The following is a 16,861-nucleotide window of genomic DNA, read 5'->3' as shown; positions in this document are numbered from 1 at the left end:
GCCGGATCAGATGAACTGGCGCAGCAGGATATAAATGCTGCCCGACAGCATGATCGCCACCGGCAGGGTCAGCACCCAGGCCATGGCCAGATTGCGCACCGTGGACCATTGCAGGCCGGAGCGGTTCGCCGCCATGGTGCCGGCAACGCCCGACGACAGCACATGGGTGGTGGACACCGGCAGGCCGTAGATGTCGGCGGCGAAGATGGTGCCCATGGCGACAAATTCCGCTGCCCCGCCCTGGGCATAGGTCAGATGGGTCTTGCCGATCTTGGAGCCCACCGTCACCACGATGCGCTTCCAGCCCACCATGGTGCCAAGGCCCAAGGCGATGGCCACCGCCACCTTCACCCACAGCGGGATGAATTTGGTGGCCTGATCCAGCGAGCGCTTGAAGGCGGCCAGATCCTCGCGGGTCTCGACGTCGAATGCCGGGGTCTTGGTCTTCAGCATCAGGCGGATGGTCTCGGAGGCCAGATACATGTCATTGCGCATGTTGTGCACGGCGGCGGCCGGCACCTGCCCGAGGCTGGCGTGATCGGCGACCGTGGCGCCCACTTCCGCCGCCACCTGCGCCAGGGCCGGAACGGTCTCCGGCGACAGTTCGCGATCCCGCACATAGACCGTGAGCACCTGACGGGGATCGGCCACCGGCGCGGCGGCGGGCGCAGTCTTCAGCAGCACCTGCTGGGTGAGCTGCGCCAACGCGCGGAACTGCGCCACCTCGGCGGGCGCCACGGCCCGGTTCAAGGCATAGGTGGTGGGCACGATGCCGATCAGGATCAGCATGATCAGGCCCATGCCCTTCTGCCCGTCATTGGAGCCATGGGCGAAGGAGACACCGGTGCAGGTGAGCACCAGCATGCCGCGGATCCACCACGGCGGGGCCTTGTGGGCCTTGGGCTCGCGATAGAGCGCCGGGTTCTTCACCAGCACCTTCATGGACAGCAGCAGCAGGCCGGCGGCCACAAACCCCACCACCGGGGACAGCAGCAGCGCATAGCCGACGGTGGCGGCCTGGTCCCAATCCACGCCGGAGACGCCGCTCTTGCCCTGGATCAGTTGGTTGGCGACGCCCACCCCGATGATCGAGCCGATCAAGGTATGGGAGGAGGAGGCCGGCAGGCCCAGATACCAGGTGCCGAGATTCCAGATGATGGCGGCGATCAGCAGCGCGAACACCATGGCCATGCCGGCCCCGGAGCCCACATTGAGGATCAGTTCCACCGGCAGCAGCGAGATGATGCCGAACGCCACCGCGCCCGAGGAGACCAGCACGCCGAAGAAGTTCCAGAAGCCGGACCACACCACGGCGAAATGCGCCGGCAGCGAGTTGGTATAGATGACGGTGGCCACCGCATTGGCGGTGTCGTGGAAGCCGTTCACGAACTCGAAGCCCAAAGCGATCAGCAGCGCCAGGGCCAGGAACAGGAACGGCAGGAAGGTCAGCGAGCCGGGGGCGGCATTCTGCACATCGCTCCAGATCGACCAGAACACATAGCCGAGGCCGGCGAGCAAAGCGGCGAAGAAGAGGAACTGCTCCCGCAGGCTCTTGTCCCGGTCCAGCTTCACCAGCGGCTCAGCGCCGGGACTGGCTGCCGCGTGAAGCGCGGCCTGTGTCGCGGAATGTGGCACGATCCCCCCTTGCACGCCTGAGGCATGCGCTACCCAGCCCTGGGGGATCAGTTGCCCGATGGCGGTGACATCGCAATGACGGTACGGCGGTAAACCAGACCCGCACCGATCCACCGCCGCCCGCGTCAGAGGGATCCGCTCACTCCACGCCGAGACGGCGACAGATCTGGTCCAGTTGCTCCAGATCGCCATAGCGAATGCGCAATTCGCCCGCTTCGCCCTTGGTCAGCAGGTTGACCGCCAGACCCAGCGTCTCGCTGAGGCGCTTCTCCAGCGCCCTTGTGTCCGCATCCTTCACCGCCGCCGCCGATGGCTTGCCGGTGAGGGCCTGCTTGGTCTTGGCCAGCGCCTCCACGTCACGCACGGTGAGGCGCTTTTCCACCACCGCCCGCACCAGCCGCTCCGGGTCTTCATGCCCCAGCAAGGCACGGGCATGGCCGGCGGACAGGCGCCCGTCCGCCACATAGGCCTTCACGCTCTCGGGCAGTTTCAGCAGCCGCAAGGTGTTGGCGATGTGCGGCCGGCTTTTGCCGATCACCTTGGCCAGGTCGCCCTGAGTGTAGTCGAACTGCGCCATGAGCGATTCGTAGCCCATGGCCTCTTCCAGCGCGTTGAGGTCGGCCCGCTGCACATTCTCGATGATGGCGATTTCCATCGCCTCGCGGTCGGTGAGCTCGATCACCACCACCGGCACCTCGTGCAGATTGGCACGCTGCGCCGCCCGCCAGCGGCGCTCGCCGGCGACGATCTCGAACGCCCCGTTCTGCGGGCGCACCACGATGGGCTGGATGATGCCCTTCTCGCGGATGGAATTGGCCAGTTCGTCCAACCCCTCCTCATTGAAGGTGCGGCGGGGATTGCGCGGGCTGGCGCGCACCTGCTCGATGGGCAGGCGACGCACGCCGCCGGCGCGGGGCGGCGCGCGGTCGGGCGTATCGCCCTCCCCCATGTCGCCGATCAGGGCCGCGAGCCCACGCCCCAGCCGCGAGCGACCTTCATCCGCCATGGTGTCCCGGTCCTTCTTTGCCACTGTACCGTTCAGGTGTGCCGTTCAGGCCGCCGCCGCCGCGCGAGCGGCGCGCTCGCGCTGGATCACTTCCGAGGCGAGGCGCAGATAGGCCTGCGAGCCGGCGCATTTCAGATCATAGAGCAGCACCGGCTTGCCATAGGACGGCGCCTCCGACACCCGCACATTGCGCGGGATCACGGTCTCATACACCTTCTCGCCCATGAACTGGCGCACGTCCTGCACCACCTGGTCGGAGAGATTGTTGCGGGCGTCATACATGGTCAGCACGATGCCATGGATGGTCAGGGTCGGGTTGAGCCCGGTGCGCACCTGCTCCACCGTCTTCAGCAATTGCGACAGCCCCTCCAGAGCGAAGAACTCGCATTGCAGCGGCACCACGATGGCATGGGCGGCCGCCATGGCATTCACCGTGATCAGCGACAGCGAGGGCGGGCAGTCGATCAGCACATACGTGAAGCGCGGCCCCTCGCTGTCCTCCGCCAGCGCCCGCACCGCATTGCGCAGGCGGAAGGCGCGGTCGCGGGCATTGGCGATTTCCAGCTCCAGGCCGGACAGGTCCAGGGTCGAGGGCGCCACATAGAGCTGCGGCACGCCGGTTTCGAGGATAGCCTCGCGGAGCGAAGCTTCCCCGCTCAAGACGTCATAGGTGGACAGGCGCCGGGCGCGGCGATCGATGCCCAGGCCGGTGGAGGCATTGCCCTGCGGGTCCAAATCCACCACCAGCACGGTCTCGCCGATGGCGGCCAGAGCGGTGCCCAGATTGATGGCGGTGGTGGTCTTGCCCACCCCGCCCTTCTGGTTGGCCAGCGCCAGGATGCGCGGCACCGGCCCGCCGGACAGGGGCATGCCGGAAAACGGATCGGCGGGGTTCAGCGGCTGGGTCATGGGGCTTTCCCCTGAACGGTGCGGACACGCGCGGGCGAGGCCGCGCGTTCGGTCGATGAAGTCAAGGCGCCGCCGGGCGCTGCGGCGCCGGAAGCCGGTGCCACCCGCTCCGCCGCGGTGACGGCCAGGATGCGCCCTTGGGGATCACCGAGGCTGTGGTGGAGGTCGAGCTGGAGTGTCCAGCCTTTGCGGGCATCGGTCAATTCGCGTTCCCAATCGCGGCCCTTGGGAAACAGGCCCACCGCGCCGGCGGTGATGAACGGCTCCGCCAGCTCCAGCAGACGCGGCAACGGCGCCAGCGCCCGGGCGGACACCACCTGCGTGCCGGGGGCAAGTCGCGGCGCCGCCTGCTCAATCCGCTCCGGCACCACCTCCACGGGCAGCGCCGCGGCGCGGGCCGATTCGCGCAGGAACGCCGCCTTGCGGGTGTCGCTCTCCACCAGGATCACCTGCGCCCCCGGACGGTCCGCCAGCACGGCGGCGACCACCAGGCCGGGGAAACCGCCACCGGACCCCAGGTCCACCCAGCGCAAAACGCTGTCGGGAACATGGTGAATCAATTGCAGCGAGTCGGCGATATGGCGCGTCCAAAGCTCGGGCAGAGACTTGGGCGCGATAAGATTTATCGTCTTCTGCCAACGGGTTAGCAGAGCGGATAGCTGGTCGAGGCGTTCCAGTGTTTCACGTGAAACGGTGCGGGCGACGGCATCGCGGCCGGAATGTTGGGACATGATGTTCCCCTTATACGACACGTCGTTTCCCACGTATTCCCCGCAATTCCCCTTTTGCGACATTCTGGAGCATCGGCTCTGCATTTGCCGGCGCGGATCGAGCGCGATCGTCCCCGATATTCACACCCGCATCCGCCGCGCGGCCCTGGCCGCATTGCCTATCGAGTCCGTCGCCGAGACCGCGTTTTCACAGCCGAGCTTGACCCTCTGGGAGCTATTTTCGGTACCATTCATCACCCTCTACAAAATAACGGTAGATAATACATCCGATAAACCAAATATAAAAGAGTCCGAATAATACAATTGGAACCAAATACAAAATACGAAACGAATGTTCGATCGACCATGTGAACTTTGATGCGCTCCCGACTGCGATAAGCGTCAGGCTAACCCATAGTTTTAAGCTAAATTTTTTCAAAACCCATTGATATATTTCTTTGGAGTCCATTTTAACTCACCTTGCACACGCTCCGTCGGTGCTCATCGGGGTCACTATTCCGCGCCATCTCGGGCGGCTGATCGATTTCGACACCTTATTACCGGCAGGCGTTCGAATGATCTAAAAGTCCCGACATGTCCTACGGGCTTTCCCAAACCAGCACGGTTCCGTGTGGCGGCCTCCGGTACCGTCGCGGCCATTCTTTCACGCGCCCCCGTGTCAGCGGGAGAGACCTCGCCGTGCGACGGTGGTATCAGGGCGGCGTCTTCCCTGAGGTGATCCCATGAGCCTGACCCGTCGCTCCCTCATCGCCACCGCCGCTACCGCCGGCCTTGGCAGCCAGGCCGTCGCCCAGGGGGCCACTCCGGTCCCGGCGACCCCGGTCAAGGCGCTGCCGAAGATCGCGCTGGAAGAGCATTTCATCACCCCGCCCTTGCTGCCTTATCTGCTCCAGGCTTTGCCCAAGGTGACGGCGGACGAGAAGGCCACCTTGCTGCGCCGCCTCGCCGATTTCGGCGATGAGCGCCTCGCGGCCATGGATGCGGCGGGGGTGACCAAATCCGTGCTGTCGGTGTCCGGGCCGGGGGTGCAGATCGAGAAGGATACCAACACCGCCACTCGCCTCGCGGCCCAGGCCAATGATGTGCTGGCCACCGAGATCGCCAAGCACCCCAACCGCTATGCGGGCTTTGCCCATGTGGCTATGCAGGACCCCAAGGCCGCCGCCGACGAACTGGAGCGCTGCGTGCGCGATCTGAAGTTCTGCGGCGTCATGATCAACCACCACACCAATGGCGTCTATCTGGATGCCCCCGGCAATGACGTGTTCTGGGAGCGGCTGCAGGCCCTCAACGTGCCGCTCTATCTCCACCCCGGCGATGCCTTTGTGATGCCCCATGTGCTGGGCGGCGTGCCGGAACTGGACAAGCCGGTGTGGGAATGGACCACCGAGACCTCGACCCACGCCTTGCGCCTGATCGTGACCGGCGTGTTCGACCGCTTCCCCCGCGCCCAGGTGATCCTCGGCCACGCGGGCGAGACCCTGCCCTACATGCTCTGGCGCCTGGACAGCCGCTATGCGCTGACCGAGACCGACCGCCGCATCAAGCTGCCGCCCTCCGACTATATCCGCCGCAACATCGCTATCACCTTGTCCGGCCAGTTCGACGAGGTGCCGCTGCAAGCCGCCGTCGCGGCGCTCGGCGCGGATCGGGTGCTGTTCTCCATCGACTATCCCTATGAGGATTCGGTGACCGCCGGCCGCTTCATGGACGCCGCCAAACTGCCCGACGCCCAGCGCCTCGCGGTGGCCAGCGGCAATGCGGAACGGATGCTGCGCATCAAGGCGTGAGGGACGCCAGCGCGCATCCCGCACGGACCTCTCGGTCCCACTCCGAATTTCTTCCTCTTGTAGCTCAATTGAGCTACAAGAGGCGGAGACTGGAGACACCCATGCCCACTGCTTTTGTGCGCGCCCGGATCGACGAGGACGTCAAGCAAGAGGCCGAGGCGGTCCTGAATTATTTCGGGCTCACGGTTTCCGACGCGGTGCGCATGACCTTGACCCGCATCGCCCATGATAAGGCGTTGCCGCTGGAATTGAAGGTGCCGAACGCGGAAACCCAAGCGGCCATGGCCGAGGCCCGCGCCATGATGGCGGCGCGACTGGCCCGCTTTCGCGCCGGACAGGACATGATCGATGCCCTCGACAAGAAAGCCCGCTGAGCGGAAGCGGGCCAGACTGCCGCGCGCGTGCGATTTCACCCAGGCGTTCGCGAAGGATTGGGAGCGTCTGTCCCGCTCCGGGCGCTATGACATGGTGCGCCTGAAAGAGGCCATGATGCTGCTGATCGCCAACGATGCGCCGCTCCCGGCGGAATGGCTGGACCATCCGCTGAAAGGCGCATGGGCCGACCACCGCGAATGCCATGTGGGCGGCGATTTTCTGCTGATCTATCAGGCGGAAGACGACCAGATCATCTTCGTCCGCGCGGGCACCCACGCCGACCTGTTCGAGTAACGCGCCCAAAGTCTGGGTTAAGCCCGGACCAAGCCGGGCAGCCCTGATCGCCCCCTGCCCTCACGCACTCTCGCGCACCGCCCCCTGCCGGCGGGCATAAGTGACCAGCAGCGCCAGCGCCGCCGGGGTCATGCCTTCCATGCGGCCCGCCTGGCCGATGGTGCGCGGGCGCACCCGCGCCAGCTTCGCCTTCAGCTCGTTGGACAGGCCCGGCAACCCCTCATAGGCCAGGGTCTCGGGCAGCAGCAGATCCTCATCCCGGCGCAAGGTGGCGATGTCGGCGGCCTGGCGGTCCATATAGACCGCGTACTTGGCGTCGATCTCCAATTGCGCGGCGATGGCCGGCGCGAGGCCGGCGAACTCCGGCCACAGCTTGGCGATCTCCGGCAGGCCGATATCGGGATAGGCCAAAAGATCAAACGCGGTGCGGCGCTGGCCGTCATGGTTGATGGCCAGACCGTGCTTGGCGGCCTCATTGGGGGTGATGCTCACGGCGCGGGCGCGATCGCGTGCGCCATCCAGAGCTCCCATCCGTGCGCCGAACACCGCCGCCCGTTCCGCGCCCACCAGCCCCAGCGCCAGCCCACGGGCGGTGAGGCGCTGGTCCGCATTGTCGGCCCGCAGCGTCAGGCGATATTCGGCCCGGGAGGTGAACATGCGATAGGGCTCGCTCACCCCACGGGTGACGAGATCATCCACCATGACGCCCAGATAGCCCTCGGCACGGTCGATCACCACGCCCTCCCCGCCCCCGGCGCGGCGCGCGGCATTCAGCCCCGCCAGCAGGCCCTGGGCGGCGGCTTCCTCATAGCCGGTGGTGCCGTTGATCTGCCCGGCCAGGAACAGGCCCGGCGCGCGCTTGGCCTCCAACGTGGGGGCCAGTTCGCGGGGGTCCACATGGTCATATTCGATGGCATAGCCGGGGCGCGACATCACCACCTGCTCCAGCCCCGGAATGGTGGCCAGCACGAGGCGCTGCACATCTTCCGGCAGCGAGGTGGAAATGCCGTTGGGATAGACGGTGGGATCGTCCAGCCCTTCCGGCTCCAGGAAGATCTGGTGGCCGTCGCGATCGCCGAACCGTACCACCTTGTCCTCGATGGACGGGCAATAGCGCGGCCCGGTGCTCTCGATCCGGCCGGAATACATGGCCGAACGGGACAGGTTCGCGCGGATCACCTCATGGGTGGCCGGCGTGGTGCGGGTGATGCCGCAGGCCACCTGGGGATTGGGCAGATGGCTGGTGAGGGCGGAAAACGCCTCCGGCTCGTCATCGCCCGGCTGCATCTCGAGGCTCGCCCAATCGATGGTGCGGCCATCGAGGCGCGGCGGGGTGCCGGTCTTCAGCCGGCCCAGCGTCAGGCCGAGGCGGGCCAGCGTGCCCGACAGCCCGCGCGCCGGATCTTCGCCGATGCGCCCGGCGGGGATCTGCACCTCGCCCATATGGATCAGGCCATTGAGGAAGGTGCCGGTGGTGAGCACCACGGCGCCGCAGGCGAACGCCCGCCCATCCTTCAGGATCAGGCCGCTGATGGGCCCCGCCGCATCGAGGGTCAGGTCATCGGCCTCCCCTTCCACGATGGTGAGGTTGGCCTGCGCGGCCAGCGCCGTCTGCATGGCCTGGGCATAGAGCTTGCGATCCGCCTGGGCGCGCGGGCCACGCACCGCCGGCCCCTTGCGGCGGTTGAGCACGCGGAACTGGATGCCGCCTTGATCGGCCACCCGGCCCATGAGGCCGTCCAGCGCATCGATCTCCCGCACCAGATGCCCCTTGCCCAGGCCGCCGATGGCCGGGTTGCAGGACATGGCGCCGATGGTGTCGGCGCGGTGGGTGACCAGCGCGGTGCGCGCCCCCAGGCGCGCGGCGGCGGCTGCGGCTTCGCAGCCCGCATGGCCACCACCCACCACCATCACATCGAATAGGCTTATGCCGGTCATCGTTCGTCCAGGCCCGCGGGCGGGCTCGCCTTGGCGGAAGGAGCCGCCGGAGAAAGGGATTGGCCGCTCAGGAACGGCAGTTTCGCGGCGGCGTCAAGGCGGAGGGCGACGAGGACATCCTCAGCGCGATTCCGGGGGACCTCCGCACCGGCCTGGGCCATAGGAACGGGATGCTCAGAGTCGGACTTAAGGTCCGTCATGGCCGGGCTTGTCCCGGCCATCCACGCCGCGCCGACCGGGTGACGTTCGCCATCAAGCGGCGGGCCGACGCCGGTGGGAGGCTCGGCAGGCAATGCCGGACAAGAGGGCTGAAATGCCTCCGGGCTATTTCCTCTGAAGCGGCGTGGATGTTTCACGTGAAACACTGGCCGAGGTCGCGCTGGGGTCGCAGTCTCTGTTTCACGTGAAACATCTCGGCATGCCCCGCCCGGACCGCCGTCCGTGTTTCACGTGAAACAGCCCTCCCCTATTTGCCGATGCAGAAGGTGCGGAACAAAGCGTCCAGCACATCCTCCACATCCACCCGTCCCACCACCGCATCGAGCGCCCGCGCGGAGAGGCGCAGATGTTCCGCCAGCAGATCCTCCGCGCCGCTGCCATGGGCCAGGGCCGCATCCAGATGCTCCAGCGCAGCGCCGAGCGCCGCACGCTGGCGGGCGCGCGTCACCAGCGCCGGCTCGCCACCGCCGAGAGTCTCCGCCCGCCGCTCGATCTCCGCCAAAAGCGCGTCCATCCCCGCCCCGGTGCGGGCGGATATGGCGAGCCCGCCCGCAAGCGCACCCCCCTCCCCCGCATCGCTCTTGGTGCGCACCGTCAGAGCGCCGGGCAGGTCCGATGGCGCTGGCGTGCCGTCATCCGCGAGCCACAGTACCAGATCGGCGCTGCCGGCGCGGGCACGGGCGCGGCGCACACCTTCGGCTTCCACCGCGTCTTCGGTTTCGCGCAGGCCGGCGGTGTCCACCAAGGTCACCGCCTGCCCGGCCAGTTGCAGATGCACTTCCAGCACGTCCCGCGTGGTGCCGGGCACGGCGGAAACGATGGCCGCCTCGCGCCCGGCCAGGCGGTTCAACAAGGTGGACTTGCCCGCATTGGGCGGGCCGGCGATGGCGATCACCAGCCCGTCGCGCACCCGTTCGCCCCGCTCGCCATCGGCCACGGCGGCGGCGATCTCGGCCCGCAGCAGGCCGGTTTCATGCAGCGCCGGGCCGGTGAGGTCCTCGGGCACATCGTCCTCGTCGGCGAAATCGATGGTGGCCTCTACCAGGGCCAGCGCCCGGATCAGCCGCTCGCGCCAGCCCACCACCGCGCGGGACAAGGCACCGGCGGATTGCGCCAGAGCCTGCCGGCGCTGGGCCTCGGTCTCGGCGGCGATGAGATCGGCAAGGCCCTCCACCTCGGCCAGATCCATCTTGCCATGGGCATGGGCGCGGCGGGTGAACTCGCCCGGATCGGCGGGGCGGAACCCCGGCAGATCTCCCAGCGTTCGCAGAACGACGGCCACCACCGCCGGGCCGCCATGGAGATGCAATTCCACCGTATCCTCGCCGGTGGCGCTGCGCGGGCCGGGGAAGAACAGCACCAAGGCCCGGTCCAGCAGCTCGCCGCTCGACGGGTGGTGCAAGGCACCGTAGCGTGCCAGCCGCGCCGGGGGCAGCGTGCCGGCCAGCCGCAGCGCCCCCTGCCGCGCGTCCGGCCCGGAGATGCGCAGCACCGCGACGCCGGAGGGCAGGCGCCCGCTGGACAGGGCGAAGATGGTGTCCGAAGAACGGGTCATGCTGACGGGGCCTTTTGCCTGAAGCGCGTGACGAGAAATGGAGCCGGATCATGAGCGACAACCGCCTCGGGGCCGAGACCAGCCCCTATCTGCTCCAGCATAAGGACAATCCGGTCCATTGGTGGCCCTGGGGTCCCGAGGCCTTCGCGGAGGCTCAGCGCACCGGCAAGCCGGTGCTGCTTTCGGTGGGCTATGCCGCCTGCCATTGGTGCCATGTGATGGCCCATGAGAGCTTCGAGGACACCGAGGTCGCCGCTCTCATGAACGCCCTGTTCGTGAACATCAAGGTGGATCGCGAGGAGCGGCCCGATGTGGACCAGATCTATATGGGCGCCCTGCACCAATTGGGCGAACAGGGCGGCTGGCCGCTGACCATGTTCCTGGACGACAAGGCCGCGCCGTTCTGGGGCGGCACCTATTTCCCCAAGACCGCCCGCTATGGCCGCCCCGGCTTCATGGATGTGCTACGCCAAGTGGCCCAGGTCTATGGCGAGACCCCGGACAAGATCGCCCATAATCGCGACGCCATCCTCTCGCGCCTGGCGGAGGCCGCCAAGCCGGCGGACCGGGTGACGCTGGCCCTCCCCGATCTGGACCGGGCGGCGCAGCAGATTTCCGGCCTGTTCGATCGCACCCATGGCGGCCTGCGCGGGGCGCCGAAATTCCCCCAGTCCGGCCTGCTGGAATTGCTGTGGCGGGCGGGGGATCGCACCGGCAACGAGCGGCTGAAAGCGGTCGCCGCCTTCACGCTGAACCGCATGTGCGAGGGCGGCATCTATGACCATCTGGGCGGCGGTTTCTCCCGCTACAGCGTGGACGAGATGTGGCTGGTGCCGCACTTCGAGAAGATGCTCTACGACAATGCCCAGCTGCTCGAACTGCTGGCGCTGGCCTATGCCCACACCGGCGACGAGCTGTTTCTCGCCCGCGCCCGCGAGACCGTCGGCTGGCTGGAGCGGGAGATGCTGACGCCGGAAGGCGCCTTCGCCGCCAGCCTGGATGCGGATAGCGAGGGCCATGAAGGCAAGTTCTATGTGTGGACCAAGGCCGAGATCGCGGCCGTGCTGGGGGCGGAAGACGCCGCTTTCTTCGGCCCGTTCTATGACGTGACCGACGCCGGCAATTGGGAAGACAGCATCATCCTCAACCGCACCGGCGTTGGCGATGTGAGCATGGTGGAAGAGGCGCGCCTCGCCCCGCTGAAGGCCAAGCTGCTGGCGGCGCGGGCCAAGCGGGTGCGTCCCGGCCTCGACGACAAGGCGCTGGCGGACTGGAACGGGCTGATGATCGCCGCCTTGGCGCGGGGCGGTGCCCTGCTGGAGGAGCCCGGCTGGGTGGCGCTCGGCGCGCGCGCCTTCGAGGCGGTGGTGCGGGTGATGGTGCAGGACGGCCGCCTCGGCCATTCCTATCGCGCCGGGCGCCTGCTGCTGCCGGGGCTGGCGTCGGACCTGGCCGCCATGGCGCGGGCGGGCATCGCTTTGCATGAAGCCACCGGCGATCCGGCCCCCCTGCTCCAGGCCAAGGCCTTCCTGGAGGAGTTGGAAAGCCATTATGCCGACCCGGCCACCGGGGCCTATTTCCTTACTGCCGACGATGCGGATGCCTTGGTGCTGCGGCCGCTCTCCAGCCTGGACGAGGCGCTGCCCAACTATAATGCGGTGGCCGCTGATGCCCTGGTGCGGCTCTCGGCCCTGCTGGGCGACGACAGTTTGCGCGAGCGGGCGGACCGGGTGATCGGCGGGCTGTCGGGCGCGGCGGCGCAAAACCCCCTCGCCCACTCCAGCCTGCTGAACGCGCTCGACACCCGTTTGCGGCTGGCGGAGATCGTCGCGGTGGGGGCGCGGCGGGAGGACTTCGCCCAGGCGGCGCTGCGGGTGCCGTTCCTGAATCGGGTGCTGGTGCGCGCGGCGCAGGGCGATGAGCTGCCGGAGGGCAGCCTCGCCCGTGCGCGAGCGGAGACCGCGCCGGCGGAAGGGGCCGCTTTCGTGTGCGTGGCGGAGCGCTGCTCGCTGCCGGTGACCGATCCCGCGCTTTTGGCGGTCACCTTGGCGGAAATGGCGGTATGAGGGCTTTGGACGCGATTCGCGGCCGGGCAGAAATCGCCACAGGCCCTAGGATCGCGTACCGAGGCCGCTGGCGGGCGTTTTTCTTCGGATGAAGAATGGATCGGACAACAGGGCGATCTGCCGCCAGAGGCTCTCCTACGAGACCGATTTTTTCGGGACTCATCGCCATTTTTTGCATCTTTTGGTTGCAGATGCCGAAATCCGGCTGCAACGCGCACCGAAAAGGTTTCACGTGAAACCTCCGGTCCCCTTGCAGCAAAAATGCTGCGCTGCAAAACGGCGCGTGGTCCATCAGCCCTCGGCGGCGCGGACCTCGTCCACCAGGAACTGATTCCAGATCCCCTTCTCGCCCATGCCGGCAATGAAGTCGCGATGGAAGGCGACCTCCTCCAGCGTGAGGCGGGGGGCGAGCGGCTCGGGACGGGGACGGGCGGCGACCGCATCCACCACCAAGCGCGGGGCGGCGGAGCCGTCCTCCACCACCAGCCCCACCAGCATGGCCTGCCGGCCGCCGAGCAGTTCGCTATAGACCTCGGCCAGCAGCTCGGAATCCAACAGCGCGCCATGCTTCACCCGGCGCGAGCTGTCGATGCCGTAGCGGCTCATCAGATCGTCGAGCTTGGCCGAGGCGCCGGGATGCTTGCGGCGGGCGAGGGCCAGGGTGTCCACCACCCGATCGCGGGCGATGGCCGGCTTGCTGGCGCGGGCCAGCTCCGCATTCAGGAAGCCGATGTCGAACGCCGCATTGTGGATGACCAGGGTGTCTTCGGCGATGAATTCGAGGAAGGCATCAGCCACTTCGGCGAACTTGGGCTTGTCGGAGAGAAACTCCTCCGACAGCCCATGAACGTTGAACGCTTCCACCGGCATGTTGCGTTCGGGGTTGATATAGACGTGGTAGGTGTTGCCGGTGAGGATGCGGTTGACCATCTCCACGCAGCCGATCTCCACCACCCGGTCGCCATTGTTGGCTTCAAGTCCGGTGGTTTCCGTATCGAGCACGATCTCGCGCATGGCTTAGTCCGTCATCTTTCTGGCTCCGGCGGCTGCCGGATGCATGTCCCGTCGCGCCCCGCATTGGGGTTCATGCACGACCGGGAGCGGGCGCCCGGCCGTAGCCGTTTCACCCCCCTCCCTGCCCTCCCCCGCAAGGGGGGAGGGTTCGCGCCGCATTGAGCGGAACTGTCAATCTTAGCGCACCATAGTCCCCTCCCCCCTTGCGGGGGAGGGTTAGGGAGGGGGGTGAAACGCCATCCACTGGAATCCGCGCCGGATGCCTAATGGCGATGCCGATCCTCCCGCAAACGCGGCACGTCTCCTACCGGCTGCCCCGGCCCGGCCCCGCCAGCGCCCGCACGATCCCGGCCACCTGATGCCGCGCGGCATCAAAACCGCGGCCGGTGTCGATGAGGAAATGCGCCCGGCGGCGCTTGTCCGCGTCGGGCATCTGGCGGCCGAGGATGGCGGCGAAGCGCTCCGGCGTCATGCCGTCCCGGGCCAGAACCCGCGCCGATTGAATCTCCGGCGCGGCGCTGACCACCGCCACCGCATGCATGGCCCCCGCCCGCTTGGTCTCGAACAGCAGCGGAATATCCAGCACCACCAGCCGCGCCCCGCTGGCCCGCGCCGCGTCGAGAAACGCCTGTTCCCGCGCCCGCACCAAAGGATGGACGATGGATTCCAGTCGTTTCATGGCGGCCGAATCGTTCAACACCCGCGCCGAGAGTTTCGGGCGATCGATGACCCCATCCACGCTCACGCCGGGAAATTCCGCTTCCACCGGCGCCACCCCTTCGGCGCGATAGAGCGCATGCACCGCCGCATCGGCATCATGCACCGGCACGCCCAGATCCCGGAACAGGCCCGCCGTGGCGGACTTGCCCATGCCGATGGAGCCGGTGAGGCCGACGATCCACATAAGCTATGCCTCCAACTGGCCTTTGGCCTTGAGGTCGGCGAGGATCACCTCGCGCAAGCCCGCATCCACCACCGGCCGCACCCCGAACCAGCGCTCGAAGCCGGGCACCGCCTGATGCAGCAGCATGCCGAGGCCATCCACGGTCTTCAGGCCGCGCGCCTTGGCGGCTTTCAGCAGCGGCGTTTCCAGCGGCACATAGACCACATCGGCCACCACGGCGGAGGCCGGCAGAAGCGAGAGATCCAGATCCAGAGGCGGCTGGCCCTTCATGCCGAGCGAGGTGGTGTTCACCAGCACCGTGGCTTGCGCCATCGCCGCGGGCACCTCGCTCCAGGCCACCGGCACCACGCCCTTCCCCAGTTGGGCGGCGACGGCTTCCGCCCGCGCCAAGGTGCGATTGGCCAGCAGCACCCGCTCAAAACCCCGTTGCAGCAGGCCATAGACCACTGCTCGGGAAGCCCCGCCCGCCCCCAGCACCAATGCGACCGCCCGCGCGTCATCCCAGCCGGGCGCCGAGGCATCCAGATTGGCGATGAAGCCGGGCGCGTCGGTATTGGCGCCGCACAGGCGGCCATCCTCCAGCCACAGGGTGTTGGCGACCCCCAGAGCGGTCGCCACCGGGTCCGCATGGGCCAGGGCCTGAAATGCCACCTCCTTGTGCGGCACGGTCACATTGCAGCCCGCCAGCCCTTGGGTGGCGAAGGTGGCGAAGAATGCCGCTGCGTCCTCCGGCGCCACATCGCGATAGCCATAGTCGCCGGCGATGCCGTGCAGCTTCAGCCAATAGCCATGCACCAAAGGCGAGCGGGAATGGCTGACCGGATGGCCGACAATGGCGATATGCGTCACGGAACCAGGCCCTCGCTGCGGAAATAGGCCAGCACCGGCAACAGCGGCAGGCCGAGAATGGTGAAATGATTGCCGTCGATGGCCTCGAACAGATGCACGCCCGGCCCCTCGATCTGGTAGGCGCCGACGCTGGTGAGCACCAGCGCGCCCGCCTCCGCCAGATAGCTGTCCAGGCAATCGGCGCTCAGATCGCGCATGGTGAGGCGGGCGCTTTCCACCACCTCGAACAGCACTTCCTCGCCGCGCACCACCGCCACGGCGGAATGCAGCACATGGGTGCGCCCGGACAGGCGCTGGAGTTGCGCCCGCGCCTCGTTCAGATCCGCCGGCTTGTGCAGGATATCGCCGGCAATGGCGAGGGTCTGATCCGCCCCCAGCACCAGCCGATCCGGCGCCAGGGCGGAGGCGGCCAGCGCCTTTTCCCGTGCCAGCACGCGGGCCACATCATCGGGAGCGGCCCCGGCATTGCGGGCCTCGGCCTCGATGGCCCGCTCATCCAGATCCACAGCGCGGGCTTCCACCAAGAGCCCGGCCCCGCGCAACACCGCCAGCCGCGCCAGGCTGCGGGACGCCAGCAACAGCGGATCTCCGGCGCGCCACAGGCTCATGTTTCGGCAATGCTCCGGCGGCGCCGCTCGGAGAGATGGCCGATGATGGCGGCGGCGGTCTCTTCGATGGAGCGGCGGGTGACGTCGATCAGCGGCCAGCCGTTGCGGGAAAACAGCCGGCGCGAATTGGCCAGTTCCTCGCTCACCGCCTCGCGATCCACATAAGCGGAACTGGTGGTGGGCGCGTTCAGCCCGAGCAGGCGGTTCTGGCGGATTTCCACAATGCGCTCGGCGCTGGCGATCAGCCCCACGATCAGCGGCTTCTTCAGCCGGGTGATGGCGGGGGGGATCGGCACATTGGGCACTAAGGGAATGTTAGCGGTCTTGATGCCACGGTTGGCCAGATAGATGGAGGTGGGCGTCTTCGAGGTGCGCGACACCCCCAACAGGATCACGTCCGCCTGTTCCAGATCATCGCTCAGCTGCCCGTCATCATGGGCGACGGTGTAGTTCAGGGCATCGATGCGCTTGAAATAAGTGGCGTCCAGCGCGTGCTGGCCGCCGACGCGGGGCTGCGGCTCGCCGCCCAAATAGGATTGGAACAGCTGCACCACCGGGGCCAGCACCGACATATAAGGCACGCTCAGATCGCGGCAGCGGCTCTTGAGCTGGTCGCGGATTTCCTTGTCCACCAAGGTGTAGAGCACGATGCCGGGACTGGCCTCGATTTCGGTCAGCACCCGCTCCAGCTGCTTGGTGGAGCGCACCAAAGGATAAACGTGCTCGATGGGCAGCACGTTCACATATTGGGCGCAGGCCGCGCGGCCAACGTTGATCAGGGTTTCGCCGGTGGAGTCCGACACCAGATGCAGGTGGAAATAGCTTTGATGCGGCACGGGGGGAGTGGTCACTTTGGGTTTTCCACCGGTCTGTGGACAGCGTGTGCAGGAACGCATGCCCAAACCGGCCTTGCAAGCGTCGCCTGAGGAACATGGGGAGCGCCGTCCACAATCGAACCTGTGTGGACA

The 16,861-nt window shown here is 67.4% G+C and carries 15 protein-coding genes; 4 read left to right on the top strand and 11 right to left on the bottom strand.

Annotation, left to right across the window (positions count from 1 at the left end):
* Positions 1-6 precede the first annotated feature (6 nt).
* From AAG816_RS03675 to rsmG, 4 genes are all read right to left on the bottom strand, one after another.
* Positions 7-1,566: an inorganic phosphate transporter gene (locus AAG816_RS03675; protein ID WP_341988193.1), complete on the bottom strand. Its 1,560-nt coding sequence runs from the start codon at positions 1,564-1,566 to the stop codon at positions 7-9.
* Between the two features lie 208 nt (positions 1,567-1,774).
* Complete coding sequence (locus AAG816_RS03670; protein ID WP_341988146.1) at positions 1,775-2,641, bottom strand: ParB/RepB/Spo0J family partition protein; 867 nt, start codon at positions 2,639-2,641, stop codon at positions 1,775-1,777.
* Between the two features lie 45 nt (positions 2,642-2,686).
* Positions 2,687-3,511, bottom strand: coding sequence for a ParA family protein (locus tag AAG816_RS03665; protein WP_341988192.1), 825 nt, complete (start codon positions 3,509-3,511; stop codon positions 2,687-2,689).
* A 35-nt stretch (positions 3,512-3,546) separates the two neighbouring features.
* On the bottom strand, positions 3,547-4,281 hold the full coding sequence (rsmG, locus tag AAG816_RS03660; protein WP_341988145.1) for a 16S rRNA (guanine(527)-N(7))-methyltransferase RsmG: 735 nt from the start codon (positions 4,279-4,281) through the stop codon (positions 3,547-3,549).
* A gap of 722 nt (positions 4,282-5,003) precedes the next feature.
* Here rsmG and AAG816_RS03655 point away from each other — a divergent pair.
* The 3 genes from AAG816_RS03655 (at position 5,004) to AAG816_RS03645 (ending at position 6,740) form a co-directional block, all read left to right on the top strand.
* Complete coding sequence (locus AAG816_RS03655) at positions 5,004-6,071, top strand: amidohydrolase family protein (protein ID WP_341988144.1); 1,068 nt, start codon at positions 5,004-5,006, stop codon at positions 6,069-6,071.
* A 101-nt stretch (positions 6,072-6,172) separates the two neighbouring features.
* The gene (locus AAG816_RS03650; RefSeq protein ID WP_341988143.1) at positions 6,173-6,445 is read left to right on the top strand and encodes a type II toxin-antitoxin system RelB/DinJ family antitoxin; all 273 of its coding nucleotides are present in this window, start codon (positions 6,173-6,175) and stop codon (positions 6,443-6,445) included.
* The gene (locus AAG816_RS03645; RefSeq protein WP_341988142.1) at positions 6,420-6,740 is read left to right on the top strand and encodes a type II toxin-antitoxin system YafQ family toxin; all 321 of its coding nucleotides are present in this window, start codon (positions 6,420-6,422) and stop codon (positions 6,738-6,740) included. Before AAG816_RS03650 ends, AAG816_RS03645 begins: the two co-directional genes overlap by 26 nt.
* Positions 6,741-6,800: 60 nt before the next feature.
* Here the strand turns inward: AAG816_RS03645 and mnmG are convergent, their stop codons facing one another.
* Entirely contained in the window at positions 6,801-8,678 is a 1,878-nt protein-coding gene (mnmG, locus tag AAG816_RS03640; RefSeq protein WP_341988141.1) for a tRNA uridine-5-carboxymethylaminomethyl(34) synthesis enzyme MnmG, read from the bottom strand.
* Positions 8,679-9,144: 466 nt separating this feature from the next.
* Positions 9,145-10,452 carry a tRNA uridine-5-carboxymethylaminomethyl(34) synthesis GTPase MnmE gene (gene mnmE, locus AAG816_RS03635; RefSeq protein ID WP_341988140.1) on the bottom strand — a complete coding sequence of 436 codons (1,308 nt, stop codon included), beginning with the start codon at positions 10,450-10,452 and terminating at the stop codon, positions 9,145-9,147.
* Between the two features lie 50 nt (positions 10,453-10,502).
* Between mnmE and AAG816_RS03630 the strand changes: the two genes are divergently transcribed.
* Positions 10,503-12,518 (top strand): thioredoxin domain-containing protein, encoded by a 2,016-nt coding sequence (locus AAG816_RS03630; RefSeq protein ID WP_341988139.1) that lies wholly within the window; start codon positions 10,503-10,505, stop codon positions 12,516-12,518.
* A 291-nt stretch (positions 12,519-12,809) separates the two neighbouring features.
* On the opposite strand, the gene dnaQ is transcribed toward AAG816_RS03630, so the two are convergent.
* From dnaQ to AAG816_RS03605, 5 genes are all read right to left on the bottom strand, one after another.
* Positions 12,810-13,532: a DNA polymerase III subunit epsilon gene (gene dnaQ / locus AAG816_RS03625; protein WP_341988138.1), complete on the bottom strand. Its 723-nt coding sequence runs from the start codon at positions 13,530-13,532 to the stop codon at positions 12,810-12,812.
* A gap of 304 nt (positions 13,533-13,836) precedes the next feature.
* On the bottom strand, positions 13,837-14,436 hold the full coding sequence (gene coaE / locus AAG816_RS03620; protein ID WP_341988137.1) for a dephospho-CoA kinase: 600 nt from the start codon (positions 14,434-14,436) through the stop codon (positions 13,837-13,839).
* A gap of 3 nt (positions 14,437-14,439) precedes the next feature.
* Positions 14,440-15,285 carry a shikimate dehydrogenase gene (locus AAG816_RS03615; protein ID WP_341988136.1) on the bottom strand — a complete coding sequence of 282 codons (846 nt, stop codon included), beginning with the start codon at positions 15,283-15,285 and terminating at the stop codon, positions 14,440-14,442.
* Entirely contained in the window at positions 15,282-15,893 is a 612-nt protein-coding gene (locus AAG816_RS03610) for a Maf family protein (protein WP_341988135.1), read from the bottom strand. Before AAG816_RS03610 ends, AAG816_RS03615 begins: the two co-directional genes overlap by 4 nt.
* Entirely contained in the window at positions 15,890-16,744 is an 855-nt protein-coding gene (locus AAG816_RS03605) for a pyruvate, water dikinase regulatory protein (protein ID WP_341988134.1), read from the bottom strand. The genes AAG816_RS03610 and AAG816_RS03605 overlap by 4 nt, the downstream gene beginning before the upstream one ends.
* Between the last annotated feature and the right edge of the window lie 117 nt (positions 16,745-16,861).

It is taken from the genome of Azorhizobium sp. AG788 (assembly GCF_943371865.1).
GTDB lineage: Bacteria > Pseudomonadota > Alphaproteobacteria > Rhizobiales > Xanthobacteraceae > Azorhizobium.
Note: the sequence above shows the minus strand (reverse complement) of the source record. Positions and strands in the feature narration are given on the sequence as shown.